Annotated in this window: 4 protein-coding genes; 1 reads left to right on the forward strand and 3 read right to left on the reverse strand. The window is 51.4% G+C overall.

Annotated features, from left to right (window positions below; all coding sequences use genetic code 11):
- Positions 1-74: 74 nt before the first annotated feature.
- On the forward strand, positions 75-1,589 hold the full coding sequence (locus tag MJO57_RS20910; protein ID WP_252017330.1) for an IS66 family transposase: 1,515 nt from the start codon (positions 75-77) through the stop codon (positions 1,587-1,589).
- Here MJO57_RS20910 and MJO57_RS20915 read toward each other — a convergent pair.
- The 3 genes from MJO57_RS20915 to MJO57_RS20925 all read right to left on the reverse strand — a co-directional run bounded on the left by MJO57_RS20915 (position 1,576) and on the right by MJO57_RS20925 (position 16,914).
- Positions 1,576-2,250, reverse strand: coding sequence for a DUF6444 domain-containing protein (locus tag MJO57_RS20915; protein WP_252018052.1), 675 nt, complete (start codon positions 2,248-2,250; stop codon positions 1,576-1,578). The two genes, MJO57_RS20910 and MJO57_RS20915, sit on opposite strands and share 14 nt — an antisense overlap.
- Positions 2,251-2,335: 85 nt before the next feature.
- Positions 2,336-8,794, reverse strand: coding sequence for an AAA family ATPase (locus MJO57_RS20920; RefSeq protein ID WP_252018457.1), 6,459 nt, complete (start codon positions 8,792-8,794; stop codon positions 2,336-2,338).
- Positions 8,795-9,009: 215 nt separating this feature from the next.
- The gene (locus MJO57_RS20925; RefSeq protein WP_252018458.1) at positions 9,010-16,914 is read right to left on the reverse strand and encodes an AAA family ATPase; all 7,905 of its coding nucleotides are present in this window, start codon (positions 16,912-16,914) and stop codon (positions 9,010-9,012) included.
- Positions 16,915-17,043: the final 129 nt, after the last annotated feature.

Raw genomic sequence — 17,043 nt, forward strand, 5'->3', positions numbered from 1 at the left:
CCCCACATAAATCTGGAATTTTCTGATTTTTATACCATCCTCTTAAGCACCATTTTTCCACAATATTCGCCAGCATGATTCCAGAACTACCCGCAACTATGTCGGCTGAGATTCTCTTGAAAGAGAATGCAGAGCTGCGGATGAGAGTTGCCTGTCTGGAAGAGCGATGTCGAGAATTGGAAGAAAAGGTTGGCAAGAACAGTCAAAACAGCAGCAAGCCGCCATCGTCTGATGGTTATCAAAAACCTTGTAAAAACAGTAATTCTCCAGATCATTCTGACGACCTTTCCGCAGATAAAGGTACCGATCCATCGGATGAAAAACCCAATCCTAAAAGTCTGAGACAGTCTTCTGGTAATAAAGCCGGTGGAAAGAAAGGGCATCAGGGCACTTGTCTTAAACAGGTCGATATCCCTGACTATATTGAGTACCTTCCGGTTAAAGAATGCAATAAATGTCAGGCGTCTCTTCTTGATAGTGAGCCGGTCAAATATATTGAACGACAGGTGTTTGAACCAGGGAGACCGGGTGAATTTGAAGTAACGGCCCATAGAGCTGAAGTAAAAATCTGCACTTGTGGTTGTCGGAATCAGGCTGAATTCCCGGAAGGTGTTACCGCTGCCGCACAATATGGCTCAGCCACACAGGCTATGGCCGTCTATCTTAACCAATACCATTTCCTGCCTTTTAAGCGCGTGTCAGAGTATTTTAATACTCTCTATAAAATGAGTGTAAGTGCAGGCACTGTCGCCAATTTTGTGGCCAGAACCTATGAAAATCTGGCTTCTACTGAAGAGGTTATTCGTGACGCCTTGCGGGAATCGTCTGTTGCCGGAGCCGATGAAACGGGTATGCGGGCCGAGGGCTCTTTGCACTGGCTACACGTTATGCGGGATGAACAATGGACGCTCTACTACTTGTCTGAAAAGCGAGGTCGTGAGGCCATGGACACGATGGGCATACTGCTAACATTTGCAGGCGTTCTGGTTCATGATCATTGGAAATCCTATTTTGCATATGCGGCAACTCACGTACTTTGCAATGCCCATCACCTGAGGGAGCTTTTGGGTGTTGTTGATAGGGACAGCAATCAACTGGCGTTGCGATTGATGAAGCTACTGAGGCTTTCCTGGCATTACTGCAAGGGCTTTAAGACCATAGGTATGCTACAGATGCCAAGTGTTGTCTGTGAACGAATCGAGAAGATTTATGACCGGTTGCTTCAGCGGGCTCTAATGAAAGAAGTCGTCTATATGGAGAAGCAACGAGAGGAGCTTAAGCGCAAGAAAGTCAAGAATACTAAAGCTTACAATCTCTTCAAACGACTCACTGAGTTCAAGGCTGAGACACTGCGCTTCATGTCAGATTTTACCATTCCCTTCGATAACAATGGCAGTGAGCGGGATGTTCGAATGGCCAAGTTAAAGCAGAAAATCTCAGGCTGCTTCAGGAGTGCAGACGGTGGTTCTATGTTTGCACGGATTCGCAGCTATTTGTCGTCTGCCAGAAAACAGGGAATGGACATATATCAATCACTTCATAGAGCTGTTCGGAATTACTGTAATATGCCTTTGCTCAGTGCTGAATAGTTACACTCATTTTATAGAGAGTATTAAAATACTCTGACACGCGCTTAAAAGGCAGGAAATGGTATTGGTTAAGATAGACGGCCATAGCCTGTGTGGCTGAGCCATATTGTGCGGCAGCGGTAACACCTTCCGGGAATTCAGCCTGATTCCGACAACCACAAGTGCAGATTTTTACTTCAGCTCTATGGGCCGTTACTTCAAATTCACCCGGTCTCCCTGGTTCAAACACCTGTCGTTCAATATATTTGACCGGCTCACTATCAAGAAGAGACGCCTGACATTTATTGCATTCTTTAACCGGAAGGTACTCAATATAGTCAGGGATATCGACCTGTTTAAGACAAGTGCCCTGATGCCCTTTCTTTCCACCGGCTTTATTACCAGAAGACTGTCTCAGACTTTTAGGATTGGGTTTTTCATCCGATGGATCGGTACCTTTATCTGCGGAAAGGTCGTCAGAATGATCTGGAGAATTACTGTTTTTACAAGGTTTTTGATAACCATCAGACGATGGCGGCTTGCTGCTGTTTTGACTGTTCTTGCCAACCTTTTCTTCCAATTCTCGACATCGCTCTTCCAGACAGGCAACTCTCATCCGCAGCTCTGCATTCTCTTTCAAGAGAATCTCAGCCGACATAGTTGCGGGTAGTTCTGGAATCATGCTGGCGAATATTGTGGAAAAATGGTGCTTAAGAGGATGGTATAAAAATCAGAAAATTCCAGATTTATGTGGGGGTGCTGAACAGTTACATTTTTTTTACTGTCTCCGATAACGGTGTGGAGTCACCTGAGAATCTGTTATAAAACACATCATAAATTAAAAAACTCTCTTCCCCGTACGCCGCTTGCGCCTTCAGCATTGCGATACTCATAGCCAAACCGGTTAAGTCTCTTGCTTGCAAAAGCTTCTTTAACAACTCTTTGATATTTAGATCTGGCAATACACAGCCGGCCTCAAGGGTTTTCAACGCCTCAAGCCCCAGCCCTAACGCTTTGGCCAGTCTCTGCTGTTGTTCCACAGTAGCGTCTTTCAGGAAATCCTTTATTCTCTTTGATTCAGTGATGGAACAATGGACACGCTTGCAGGGCTGAAAGGCAGGCTTGATAACGGTTAGCTCTGCCGGAGCGCCGCCAAGATTCGTTGACTGCCAGCTAATACCGCCATTCAGTGAATACTCTGGATAGGCATGGACTTCACTCTTTACGGTACGAGCAGGAATACCAAAATGGCGGCAGAGCGCCACAAATATGGGCGTTCTGTGCCGACAGGCCCCCTGTCGGTGCCTCAGCAGAAAACCAAAAAAACCACCATCATGATGTTTATACTTTTTCGTTCCCCTGAAACCATGACAATATCTTGCTATCGCATCAATACGGTCATCCAGAGTCTCTGCCGACTGAATGCGACGAATCTGCTCTTTTTGATGGCCTGACATAGTGGATGTTTCAAAGCCTTTAAAAAACTCACTTAATTGTACTTTCATGGGTTCAGACATAGTGCAGTCTGGCCTTGCATCACCAGGTTGCTGCAAGAGACTCAACGCGTCGGCTGAGTTTTTTTCACCTGAACGTTCTTTAGCTCTGTTTTCTACAAGGTAAGCAACGGTTATTGGCTCATGATCATTGGCATCTGGCAAATGCACCCTGTGAAGGCCGGTGTAACGGTCTTTGCTCAACTGAAAATCCATGGATGGTGTTATTCGCAAAGCAGGGATTGTTTCATCAGGGTTAAGACCCGGCAGGTAAACGTACTTATCCTTATTCACATAGCAGCACTCAACACCAAGACTCTGCTCCTTGGCCAAGGTTAATTCTCCCTCAGGCAGCATTGCGGGAAACACTATTTCAAAACCATATTCCCCGCCCAAACAACGCTCTATAATGTTACCTTGATTATTCACGGCCACATCATAGACCTCCAAACGATACATCCAGGGCTTGGTATTATCATTAAAGGTCTTTTTGCATTGCATCTGTTGCACTGTTTTATGTTCATAAGCGGTATTAAAATCCAGATCATCTACAGTTGTCCGGGAAGGGCCGCCCTGATTACCCACGGCCCGGTAGGTCTTTTTGCATTGTTGCTGTGGTACCTTTTTATGATCAGAAGCGGTATTAAAATCCACATAATCAACAGTTGCCCCGGAACGGTCATAAAGGACTGCCTCGGAATCAGAACCAGCACTGGAACCACCAAGGCCACAAAGAAGACCACTCAATAATTTTTTCAAATAACCAGTGTGCTTCTGACTCCCTGAGTTTCCAAAAATCACTTCCTCACCAGCCAGGCTGTTCCCGGTATCCTGCTCATTTCGATTCCGGGCAGGTTGACTGACAGGGTTTAATCCTCTCCGGGACGGTTTACTCCAAAATGAACTTAGCTGCTTGTCAGCTTCCTTCAGATGCGGTTGGTTAGCCTGCATTTTCAGCACTGATTCCTGTTGATTGGTCAGAGGAAAAACCGTATTGGCGTCCACTCCGGTCTGTCCAAACTCTTGATTGAACCAATGTTGCTGCGAGTGTCGATAAAGCGCCTGGATCAGCACATCACTGGAATCCGGCATGAGGGGAAGTCCCGATGCCTGCCATCGGGCCTGAGCCACCATCCTGATCATTTCCGTTCGCGCTTCTGCTTGACTCAGATGCGCTTTAACATCAATCACATGGTGTTTTTCATCAATACTGTTGACAGCATTGCGACGTATCAACCAGGGGCGGTCAATGGCAGAAACGGTTCGGTTGAGCCAATCGCACAATGTATGATCAACCACGCTTTTGCCCATCGACGTAGCCGGTAATTCCGGCAGTTCGTCCAGGGATGTTTTGGCTGCCATCAGATACAGCTGATAGTGATGATGGATGCATTGACGCACCCCATGCCCGGTAAAATCCCCACCGTTAATGACGCCTCTGGCCACATTTTGCAGGTCAAGACTGGTGGGCTGCAACGGCCGTTTTTGCCATTGTAAACAAGACCGCAATCGACAGTGCCAGTGTGTCAACTGTTCAGCCACGGACTTGCCCTGAGGCGTTTGTGGCAATACTTTTGCCACAATGGTCTGCAGTTCAGCCGGATTATATTGCCGGATAGGCACATGCCTGAAACGCCCTTTCAACGCCGGTGACAGTGGCTTTCGGCCGCTGTATTCCGGTGGATTGGTGGTGGCAAACAGGTGGAAGCCGGGATGGGCATCACCGGCCAGAATATCGTTGAGTTCCCCTTCCAGATGCTGGCTATCGATCAGATTCATTTCAGAAATGACTACGATGCCGCCATTGACTTTTGCATGCGCAATGGCTGCGCATAATTGGTCCCAGGAGCAGTCGCAGGCATTCAGGGTAAATACCTCCGGCATGGACTCGCCCCGTTGTTCAGCCTGTTGTTTGACGCTGTCAAGCAACAGGTTCAGGGTAACATCCTTGCCCCGCCCGGCCGGGCCTTCAATCAAGGTTGCCTGACGGCCGCCATGTGGCCTGCCGAGATGATACGCCTGCTGACACCGGCTGACATCCTGCCCAAGCCGACGCACCAGCTCACTGACCGCTGAACCGGAGGTATCAAACTCAGGCCGGGTTTGTGCAGTCACCTGCATAAACGCTCGCTGTATATCCATCAGGGCCTGATTATGAACGCGGTCACTCAAGGTGCTGTCCACCGGGTAACGGGCAGAAAACCACAGTTCCAGTGCGATCATGGTCTCCTGATTCTCATCCATCACTTCCGCCCCCAGGACATCCCGGAAGCTCTGCAAGACCAGGCCGTTCATTTGCTCCGGGGTGACAGGGCCGTGCATACCCGGTAACCCACGGTCCAGATACCAACCCACCCAGCTACAGATATCCGTCAGGTCCCTGGGGGTAAACGCATGCTCCGGCAGACATTCCGGATAATACTGCCAAAGGGCCATCACACTGTCGGTGGCGCGATGCGCAATGTCACCTGCCTGCTGTTCTGGCAAATGCCGTTGTAACTGCCGCAGCAGGGCAGGCTCAACCACCCGGTCCCTGAGAAAAGCCATGTCTAACGGCGGGTAGTAGGCCCCGGGCAGTTTTTCTTTCAGTGCCGGATCTAACTGGCGCCCGGCATAATGATCCGGGTTACCGGTCAAGACCACCCGGTGCCGGGTGCTCACCCTGACCGGGTGACCGTTAACATAGATACAAGGTTCCGGTTCCCATAAACCATTCAGAGAAGCCAGCAACCCGGCGTTCGCCAGGTTGGCTTCATCCAGCACCAGGGTGACATACCGTCCGTCTTTGTCGGGCTGAGTATGGGCCCATTCCATCAGTGCCCGATGTTGCTGCGCCATACAACGGTCGCCATCAGCTTGCTCTTGCCATTGCCAGCGTTTCATCAGGGTCTGTTCGCTGTCGGAAGGTCCGAGAGACATCACCGAAGCCCCTCCGGATGCCCCGGCCATCCTGGCGGCAAAATAACTTTTACCGGCCCCTGTCTCCCCCTGCAAAAAAATGACGGGGGAGTCCACAAGCCGGTCATGGAGCCTGGATAAACGACGATGCTCCCGGTCCTTCTGGTTCATCGAACCATAATAAAGATCACGGGCCAGCAACGACCATGGCGGATCAGCGGAACCTTTCCAATCAAGTGATTGAGACAGGCGCTGTGCTATACGTCCAATGCACTCTGTTTCGTGATTTGCTGTTACCCACGTTCCTGTGCTGATGTCAAAACAGTCAGCGGCCAGGGCATGAATGGCATCATGCCGGGTCCTGGCGGATGACGGGCGTAACTGCCAGCCAGAAGCCAGGGCATCTTCCAGTCGTTTCATCTGATGGCAGGGCCTGACGGATAACGATTGATACTGCCCGGACTTCTGTGGGTCTACCTTAAGCCGACAAGCCACAGCATGTCGTTGTGCCGGAGGTACCCGGGCCACAATCAAGGCACACAGACTGTCTAAAAACTCAACACAGATCCCGAGGTTAAATGGATGTGGATAGCACAGGTTCAGCTGTTTAAATTCAGTATTGGCAAATACCGCCGGGCCAAAGGCTCTGGCCAGTTGCCACACATTCTGCTTGACAAAATCCCGGTCCAGACGCCGGGCACTGTTAATCACAGCGTTCAAACCATCGGGATCTACCCAGGCAGTATCTTCTGCATCCGGCAATAACTGCCAACAAGCCACCTTCATAAAATCACGCACTGACCGATTCTGCCGGGTGCCATGGGTGAATACGCTATCGATGGCCTTGCGCCAGTGGCAGGGTTGCAGCTGCGGGGCACGATCAACCTGCTGCGCCCGCCGGGCAGCCAGTACCAGGTTGTTCAGCAACCCCTGTGTGATTGCCGGCAGCGGGTTACAAAGGTTGGCAGGTACGGTGGCGAAGGCTGCGCAGAGTTGGTCAAGCACCTGCTCTGGCAACTCAGCCCGGGGAATACCATGATTTACTGCCGTGATATCCCAGATATCCAGCTCAGGACAGGGTTCACCGGCAGCGATCATCGAACGCCACACCGGGGATGGGCTTTGCGCACCCTCAGGCCAGAGCAGTGTGACACGGGCTTGTGGGTAAGCCTGTAACTGGCCATGAACCAGCAACGGTTGCCCGCACATCATAGGTTCCAGCAGCTGCTGGAGCCTTGGGCTGCTCTCCAGACCCCGGAATACCACGGGCCTGCCAGCGGTCAGGGCCGCTTGTAAGCCACTTTGACGGCGACCAAAATAGCCACTCTTCTCCGAGGTCATATGGATGTTGTCAAACAGCTGGCTGAAGCTGGTCTGCTCATGGACCTGAATCACCAGGGGGGCTTGCTGCTGGCTGTTTATCCAGTGAGTAGCCTGAGCCTGTTGCTGGTAAGTCACCGCACTAAAGAGGGTATGATCGCCACACTTATCCGCCTGGTGAAGGTTAATGGGCAGAAGCTGCTCCTCATTTTCTACCAACCGGAGAGCCTTTGGCTGTTGCCTGGTACAGGCAACCTGAAGGCAGGGCTCTACACCTGTGGTTTGGCGGATAGTCTGAAGTGCACCCAGCAAGCGGAACCATAACGCCTCACTGAGGGGAGAGGTCACCGTCACCACATCACCGGCCTGAATCCGTTCCAACAGGCGGGTGTTCGGTACAGCATAGCCTTCCCGGGCAATGGCAATGGGGTTCAACCATTCGGTAATATTGCTTTGGTTAATGATTAACGGGTTGCCTGGCGGGTTACGGGAAAGCCCCTTCTCACGCTTCTCCTCCCCCTGAGTCACGGTCCGGAACAGCGAGTAAAGCTCATCATCCCCTGACGGCATCTGGAAAAACTGAACATCGTCCGGCAAATGACAGAGAAACCCGTTGCTCTCGTAGTGCTTGTGCGCCAGCAGCTGGCGCATGGTCTGTTCAAATGCCAGATCCTGCCAGTTGGCGCTTTTGAGAATCACCCGTTGCCCGGCCTGCAATTGCTCAAGCTTGCCCGGAATATGCCGGATTCGCCCCTGCTGATCCACTCCGGGGCCACCGAACAGCAGCTGTCGCCAGCTGCCGTGCAAATGACAGTCAATAACGACAATACTATCGTCATCGGAAGCGTCATCGGAAGCACCCATAGCATCGGGGAATGCAGCCAGTACCGGAGGCACATCGACCAGAGGTACATCGCCGCTCTCCATGGATTGCCCATTACCGGCCAGTGAGTCAAACTGCCAGGTATTCCCCGGTCGATTAATGCGCCGCCAGAAATCAGCCCCCGGTGCTTCGTCACTCTTGCCAACTGCTGCCAACTGTTCAGGGTCTGCCACCACCAGCAGAGCAATATGGTCCCCCAGGGGGCGTTTCGTCTGGCTCACCCGGTCATACAGACACGGGTTGTCCGGGTCCAGTAAATCATTAAACCTGGGCAGTTCCTCACTGGTGAGGGTTCGGATATCAATAACAAGGGTTAATGGCCGGTCAGCGGCAAACAGCTTGCCCGGTTGCAAAGAATGACCGCCATCGCCGGAAATGCTCAACCGGCTCACCAGATTGGCCTGTAACAGGTCATCGGGATGGGAAATAATCACCACATCCCGATTTTCATCATGGGTCCGTGCTGATAAAAGCGATCGAACCTGGTTATCATTGGTAACAAAACGAAAATCGAAGGAGCGAGTGGGCTTTGACTGTAATGAACCCGCCGAGCATACGGTCCTTTTTTTGCCAGACACCGGAACCTGAGATGAAGGTAAATCCACTTTAACGATTTCAGCGCCGATAGCCACTGGCTTTGGCTGATGATCTGGCTGTATCTTTTTTTCCGACGGGTTAAATGAAGGTTTAGCTGAGTCTCCGCCAATCTGAACGTCCATAATTCACTCCAATTTCCTATTAATACTGAACCCCTGAGTCGAAGTTCCTTTATCAATGTGACCTGAAGTTTTTACGAAAGTTCCAATTGGAGTCAGCAGTTGGGGAACTGCATCTACTGCAAATTCCGCTAATCCACTATTTTCAAATCAGTAACAGAGAGGTTCATGGGCAACGGTGGTTCAACAATGGCACCTTTGGCCTGTTGAGGAGTTATCACGTATTCCCGTGAGTCATAAATCGAACTCAAATCCACACTATTCACAAACTCTTCAGCAATTTTTGTCAGCTCATTGGATTTGAGCACCAGAGCATTACTGGCGTTGAACACCTCCCGCAGGTAAGTATCATTGGCAAAACTCGTAAAACAGACGTCACTTTCGATTTCAGTCATCATGGCATGCAGCTCTTCTGGTGAGGATGGAGAATGTGCTCCATAGTTATTTTCCAGATCAGCAGATCGGAAGCGAGCATCACCCCAGCAATACGTTAAACGACCATCATTCGAATGTGTCATTCGATAGAGGTAATGACTGAAGGCCTGCTGAATCGCTTGCCAATATTTATCTTTTAATATAGGGAAAATTCGAGTTTCGATGTATGGCACATCAAGGGATTCCAGAGCTGGCTGGTATCGACTAATGATATCTTGGCGTTCTTCCTCATAATCATCATCGCTCGCATGCTCTTTAGAACCTTTTTGATCATAGTGCTTCTGCAATGCTTTCAGCTCACCGTTGCGTTTTTCTAACATTTCGTCATATTTATTCTGTTTTTCTGCTAGCTCCTTTAATGCTGAATTGTTCTCAATTGTTTGTTGAAGCAGGGCTTTGACCTTTTCATCTGCATCTGTTCTGGACCAAGAAGGTTGCCCCACGATAATCACCGGACGCTGGTTAGCCTTGCCCAAGAAAAACCGGGGAAAGGCGGGATCATGCATCAACAATCGTTCGATGACTGGCACACCCTCAGGTTCATTAGTCCATGTAGCCTGTAAAGCGGTGCTGGCAATTTTTGTTTCAAGGAAGGAGGAAGCCCCACCATGACAGTGGGTCACGACAAAGGGATCGCTCTGATCCTGTTGATAGTCCTTATAAGCACGCTGCCATATCTTGCTATTTTTTTCTATGGAAAATAGTCTTTCATACCACTTTTTCAGGCAACTGCCAGCCTTAGTCTTCAGACCATCGACACCCTCAAGGCACACCAATACCCGCAACACGCCAGAATGCTCACTGGTAATCGGGCTATCGCCGGTTGGCTGTGGATCTAACCAACCCGATTCCAAGGCTTCATGGGCAAAGTGAATAACCGAAGGGCGTGCAAAATCACTGCCGCTGAGTATACCCACGATTGAACCCAGCCAGTCAAGAGAGCTTGCGCCACCATGAACCAACATTTTTGAATGGAGCGCCCTGAGAAGTTGGGTCACCTGGTCTTCATCGCTGTTGAGCAATATTGTTCTTACAGCATCCGACAACGGCTTAACGGTATTACGACCGTAAACACTCAGGTCACGAATCAACCGCTTCACTTTTTTCGAGCTCAAATCAACATTCAGGTTACGAATCAACCGCTTCACTTCTTCCCTGCTCAAGTCAACATTCATGTCACTAATCAACCGCTCCACTTCTTCCCGGCTAAATGTCGCTTTTGCCTTCAGCATTTTACCAACGTCAACACCCACATCACCAATCAACGCCTTCTCTTCCCGGCTCAATGTCGCTTTTGCCTCCAGCATGGCGACACTTACAGACAAACCGGCCAGGCTGCTTTCTCTCCAAAGATTCAATACCACCCGTTTGGTATCTAGAAGTATTTCTGTCGTATACCCTGCATCAACGATTTCTTGCAGCCGCTCAAGACTCAGATTGCACGCTTTGGCCAGACTCTGCTGTTGTTCCAAAGTAGCGTCTTTCAGGAAATCCTTTATCTTCCCTGACTCAGTGCTGGAATAACTGCCTCGCTTGCAAGGCTGAAAGACAGGCTCGATTAGTGTTTCATTTACCGGAGCGCCTCCAAGGTCCTTTGACTGCCAGTTAATACCGCCATCCGCAGAATACTCCGGATATCTGTGGCCTGGACTTGTTACCATACGGGCGGGAATTCCGAAATAGCGGCAGAGCGCCACAAATATGGGCGCTCTGTGCACACAGCGTCCCTGTCTGCGCCAGAGCAGAAAATGAAAAAAACCGCCATCATCACCATTGTGTTTATACTTTTCTATGCCCTTAAAATCACTGCAATATCTTGCTATTGCTGTAATACGATCGTCCAGAGTCTCTGCCCGCTGAATGAGACGAATCTGCTTCTTTTGATTCTCCGGCATAGTGGATGCTTCAAAGCCGTCAAAAAACCTGGTTAATTGTAATTTCATGGGTCCGGAAACAGTGCCATCTGGCCTTGCATCGCCCGCTTGTTGAAACAAGTCCAACGCTTCGACCGATGATTTTACATTTCTCTTTTCTACAACAAAATCAATGGAAATCTGCTGGTGATCAATAGTATCGGAAAAATACAACGCGTGAAGGCCGGTGTAACGGTCTTTGCTCAACTGAAAATCCATGGATGGTGTTATTCGCAAAGCAGGGATCGTTTCATCAGGGTTCAGGCCCGGGAGGAGGTAATACTTATTCTCACGCACATCGAGGTGGTCAACACGTCCAAGACACTGTCCTTCGTCCAGGACGAGTTCTCCTTCTGGTAGCATGGAGGGAAACACCGTTTCAAGACCATACTCCCCGTGTTCCAGAACACGAAATAAAATATTACCCTGACTATCCACGTCCATATCATCGACACACAAGCGATACATACAGGGAGCAGTATCATCATTAAAATACTTTCTGCATTCTATCTGGGGTTTCTCTTGCTGCTGATAATCGGTGTCAAAATCCAGCCTATAAACAGTCGACCTGGAACGGTCATAAGGGACTGCCTCGAAATCAGAACCAGCACTGGAACCACCAAGGCCACAAACAAGACCCCCAAGTATTTTTTTCAAACGACCAGTGCGCTTCTTACCCGCTGTGTTCCCGGAATCCACCTCATCACAGGCCGGACTCTTGCGAGTATCCTGCTCATTTCGGTTCCGGGCATGTTGACTGATGGGATGTAGTGCTATCCGGGACAATTTACTCCAAAAAGCAGGCCACAGAAAAACATCGCTGGAATCCCATGTACTTAATTGCTTGTCAGCCTCCTTCAGATGCGGTTGGTTAGCCTGCATTTTCAGCGTTTGTTCCTGTTGATTGGTCAGCGCAAAAACCGTATTGGCGTCCACTCCGGTCTGTCCAAACTCTTGATTGAACCAATGACGCTGCCAGTGTCGATAAAGCCCCTGGATCAGCACATCACTGGAATCCGGCATGAGGGGAAGTCCCGATGCCTGCCACCGGGCCTGAGCCACCATCCTGATCATTTCCGTTCGCGCTTCTGCTTGACTCAGATGCGCTTTAACATCAATCACATGGCGTTTTTCATTGAGACAGTTGACATCATTGCGACGTATCAACCAGGGGCGGTCAATAGCAGAAACGGTTCGGTTGAGCCAATCGCACAATGTATGATCAACCACGCTTTTGCCCATCGACGTAGCCGGTAATTCCGGCAGTTCGTCCAGGGATCTTTTGGCCGCCATCAGATACAGCTGATAGTGATGATGGATGCATTGACGCACCCCATGCTCGGTAAAATCCCCACCGTTAATGACGGCCCTGGCCACATTTTGCAGGTCAAGACTGGTGGGCTGCAACGGCCGTTTTTGCCGTTGTAAACAACACCGCAATCGACAGTGCCAGCGTGTTAACTGTTCAGCCACGGACTTGCCCTGAGGCGTTTGTGGCAATACTTTTGCCACAATGGTCTGCAGTTCAGCCGGATTATATTGCCGGATAGGCACATGCCTGAAACGCCCTTTCAACGCCGGTGACAGTGGCTTTCGGCCGCTGTACTCAGGGGGATTGGTGGTGGCAAACAGGTGGAAGCCGGGATGGGCATCACCGGCCAGAATATCGTTGAGTTCCCCTTCCAGATGCTGGCTATCGATCAGATTCATTTCAGAAATGACCACGATGCCGCCATTGACTTTTGCATGCGCAATGGCTGCGCATAATTGGTCCCAGGAGCAGTCGCAGGCATTCAGGGTAAATATCTCCGGCATGGATTCGCCCCGTTGCTCAGCCTGCTGTTTGACACTGTCAAGCAACAGGTTCAGGGTAACATCCTTGCCCCGCCCGGCCGGGCCTTCAATCAAGGTCGCCTGACGGCCGCCATGTGGCCTGCCGAGATGATGCGCCTGCTGACACCGGCTGACATCCTGCCCAAGCCGACGCACCAGCTCACTGACCGCTGAACCGGAGGTATCAAACTCAGGCCGGGTTTGTGCAGTCACCTGCATAAACGCTCGCTGTATATCCACCAAGGTCTGATTATGAACGCGGTCACTCAAGGTGCTGTCCACCGGGTAACGGGCAGAAAACCACAGTTCCAGTGCCGTCCTGAACGCCTGATTCTCATCCATCACTTCCGCCCCCAGGACATCCCGAAAGCTCTGCAAGACCAGGCCGTTCATTTGCTCCGGGGTGACAGGGCCGTACATACCCGGTAACCCACGGTCCAGATACCAACCCACCCAGCTACAAATATCCGTCAGGTCCCTGGGGGTAAACGCATGCTCCGGCAGACATTCCGGATAATACTGCCAAAGGGCCATCACACTGTCGGTGGCGCGATGCGCAATGTCACCTGCTTGCTGTTCTGGCAAATGCCGTTGTAACTGCCGCAGCAGGGCAGGCTCAACCACCCGGTCCCTGAGAAAAGCCATGTCTAACGGCGGGTAGTAGGCCCCGGGCAGTTTTTCTTTCAGTGCCGGATCTAACTGGCGCCCGGCATAATGATCCGGGTTACCGGTCAGGATCACCCGGTGCCGGGTGCTCACCCTGACCGGGTGACCGTTAACATAGATACAAGGTTCCGGTTCCCATAAACCATTCAGAGAAGCCAACAACCCGGCGTTCGCCAGGTTAGCTTCATCCAGCACCAGGGTGACATACCGTCCGTCTTTGTCGGGCTGAGTATGGGCCCATTCCATCAGTGCCCGATGTTGCTGCGCCATACAACGGTCGCCATCAGCTTGCTCTTGCCATTGCCAGCGTTTCATCAGGGTCTGTTCGCTGTCGGAAGGTCCGAGAGACATCACCGAAGCCCCTCCGGATGCCCCGGCCATCCTGGCGGCAAAATAACTTTTACCGGCCCCTGTCTCCCCCTGCAAAAAAATGACGGGGGAGTCCACAAGCCGGTCATGGAGCCTGGATAAACGACGATGCTCCCGGTCCTTCTGGTTCATCGAACCATAATAAAGATCACGGGCCAGCAACGACCATGGCGGATCAGCGGAACCTTTCCAATCAAGTGATTGAGACAGGCGCTGTGCTATACGTCCAATGCACTCTGTTTCGTGATTTGCTGTTACCCACGTTCCTGTGCTGATGTCAAAACAGTCAGCGGCCAGGGCATGAATGGCATCATGTCGGGTCCTGGCGGATGACGGGCGTAACTGCCAGCCAGAAGCCAGGGCATCTTCCAGCCGTTTCATCTGATGGCAGGGCCTGACGGATAACGATTGATATTGCCCGGACTTCTGTGGGTCTATCTTAAGCCGACAAGCCACAGAATGTCGTTGTGCCGGAGGTACCCAGGCCACAATCAAGGCACACAGACTGTCTAAAAACTCAACACAGATCCCGAGGTTAAATGGATGTGGATAGCACAGGTTCAGCTGTTTAAATTCAGTATTGGCAAATACCGCCGGACCAAAGGCTCTGGCCAATTGCCACACATTCTGCTCAACAAAATCCCGGTCCAGACGCCGGGCACTGTTAATCACAGCGTGCAAACCATCGGGATCTACCCAGGCAGTATCTTCTGCATCCGGCAATAACTGCCAACAAGCCACCTTCATAAAATCACGCACTGACCGATTCTGCCGGGTGCCATGGGTGAATACGCTATCGATGGCCTTGCGCCAGTGGCAGGGTTGCAGCTGCGGGGCACGATCAACCTGCTGCGCCCGCCGGGCAGCCAGTACCAGGTTGTTCAGCAACCCCTGTGTGATTGCCGGCAGCGGGTTACAAAGGTTGGCAGGTACGGTGGCGAAGGCTGCGCAGAGTTGGTCAAGCACCTGCTCTGGCAACTCAGCCCGGGGAATACCATGATTTACTGCCGTGATATCCCAGATATCCAGCTCAGGACAGGGTTCACCGGCAGCGATCATCGAACGCCACACCGGGGATGGGCTTTGCGCACCCTCAGGCCAGAGCAGTGTGACACGGGCTTGTGGGTAAGCCTGTAACTGGCCATGAACCAGCAACGGTTGCCCGCACATCATAGGTTCCAGCAGCTGCTGGAGCCTTGGGCTGCTCTCCAGACCCCGGAATACCACGGGCCTGCCAGCGGTCAGGGCCGCTTGTAAGCCACTTTGACGGCGACCAAAATAGCCACTCTTCTCCGAGGTCATATGGATGTTGTCAAACAGCTGGCTGAAGCTGGTCTGCTCATGGACCTGAATCACCAGGGGGGCTTGCTGCTGGCTGTTTATCCAGTGAGTAGCCTGAGCCTGTTGCTGGTAAGTGACCGCACTAAAGAGGGTATGATCGCCACACTTATCCGCCTGGTGAAGGTTAATGGGCAGAAGCTGCTCCTCATTTTCTACCAACCGGAGAGCCTTCGGCTGTTGCCTGGTACAGGCAACCTGAAGGCAGGGCTCTACACCTGTGGTTTGGCGGATAGTCTGAAGTGCACCCAGCAAACGGAACCATAACGCCTCACTGAGGGGAGACGTCACCGTCACCACATCACCGGCCTGAATCCGTTCCAACAGACGGGTGTTCGGTACGGCATAGCCTTCCCGGGCGATGGCAATGGGGTTCAACCATTCGGTAATATTGCCTTGGTTAATGATTAACGGGTTGCCTGGCGGATTACGGGAAAGCCCCTTCTCACGCTTCTCCTCCCCCTGAGTCACGGTCCGGAACAGCGAGTAAAGCTCATCAACCCCTGACGGCATCTGGTAAAACTGAACATCGTCCGGCAAATGACAGAGAATCCCGTTGCTCTCGTAGTGCTTGTGCGCCAGCAGCTGGCGCATCGTCTGTTCAAATGCCAGATCCTGCCAGTTGGCGCCTTTGAGAATCACCCGTTGCCCGGCCTGCAACTGCTCAAGCTTGCCCGGAATATGCTGGATTCGCCCCTGCTGATCCACTCCGGGGCCACCGAACAGCAGCTGTCGCCAGCTGCCGTGCAAATGACAGTCAATAACGACAATACTATCGTCATCGGAAGCGTCATCGGAAGCGTCATCGGAAGCGTCATCGGAAGCACCCATAGCATCGGGGAATTCAGCCAGTACCGGAGGTACATCGACCAGAGGTACATCGCCGCTCTCCATGGATTGGCCATTACCGGCCAGTGAGTCAAACTGCCAGGTATTCCCCGGTCGATTAATGCGCCGCCAGAAATCAGCCCCCGGTGCTTCGTCACTCTTGCCAACGGCTGCCAACTGTTCAGGGTCTGCCACCACCAGCAGAGCAATATGGTCCCCCGGGGGGCGTTTCTTCTGGCTCACCCGGTCATACAGACACGGGTTGTCCGGGTCCAGTAAATCATTAAACCTGGGCAGTTCCTCACTGGTGAGGGTTCGGATATCAATAACGAGGGTCAATGGCCGGTCAGCGACAAACAGCTTGCCCGGTTGCAAAGAATGACAGCCATCGCCGGAAATGCTCAACCGGCTCACCAGATTGGCCTGTAACAGGTCATCGGGATGGGAAATAATCACCACATCCCGATTTTCATCGTGGGTCCGTGCTGATAAAAGCGATCGAACCTGGTTATCATTGGTAACAAAACGAAAATCGAAGGAGCGGGTGGGCTTTGACTGTAATGAACCCGTCGAGCATACGGTCCTTTTTTTGCCAGACACCGGAACCTGAGATGAAGGTAAATCCACTTTAACGATTTCAGCGCCGATAGCCACTGGCTTTGGCTGATGATCTGGCCGTATCTTTTTTTCCGACGGGTTAAATAAAGATTTAGCTGAGTCTCCGCCAATCTGAACGTCCATAATTCACTCCAATTTCCTATCAATACTGAAACCCTGAGCCGA

The sequence above is a fragment of the Endozoicomonas sp. SCSIO W0465 genome (genome assembly GCF_023716865.1).
GTDB lineage: Bacteria > Pseudomonadota > Gammaproteobacteria > Pseudomonadales > Endozoicomonadaceae > Endozoicomonas.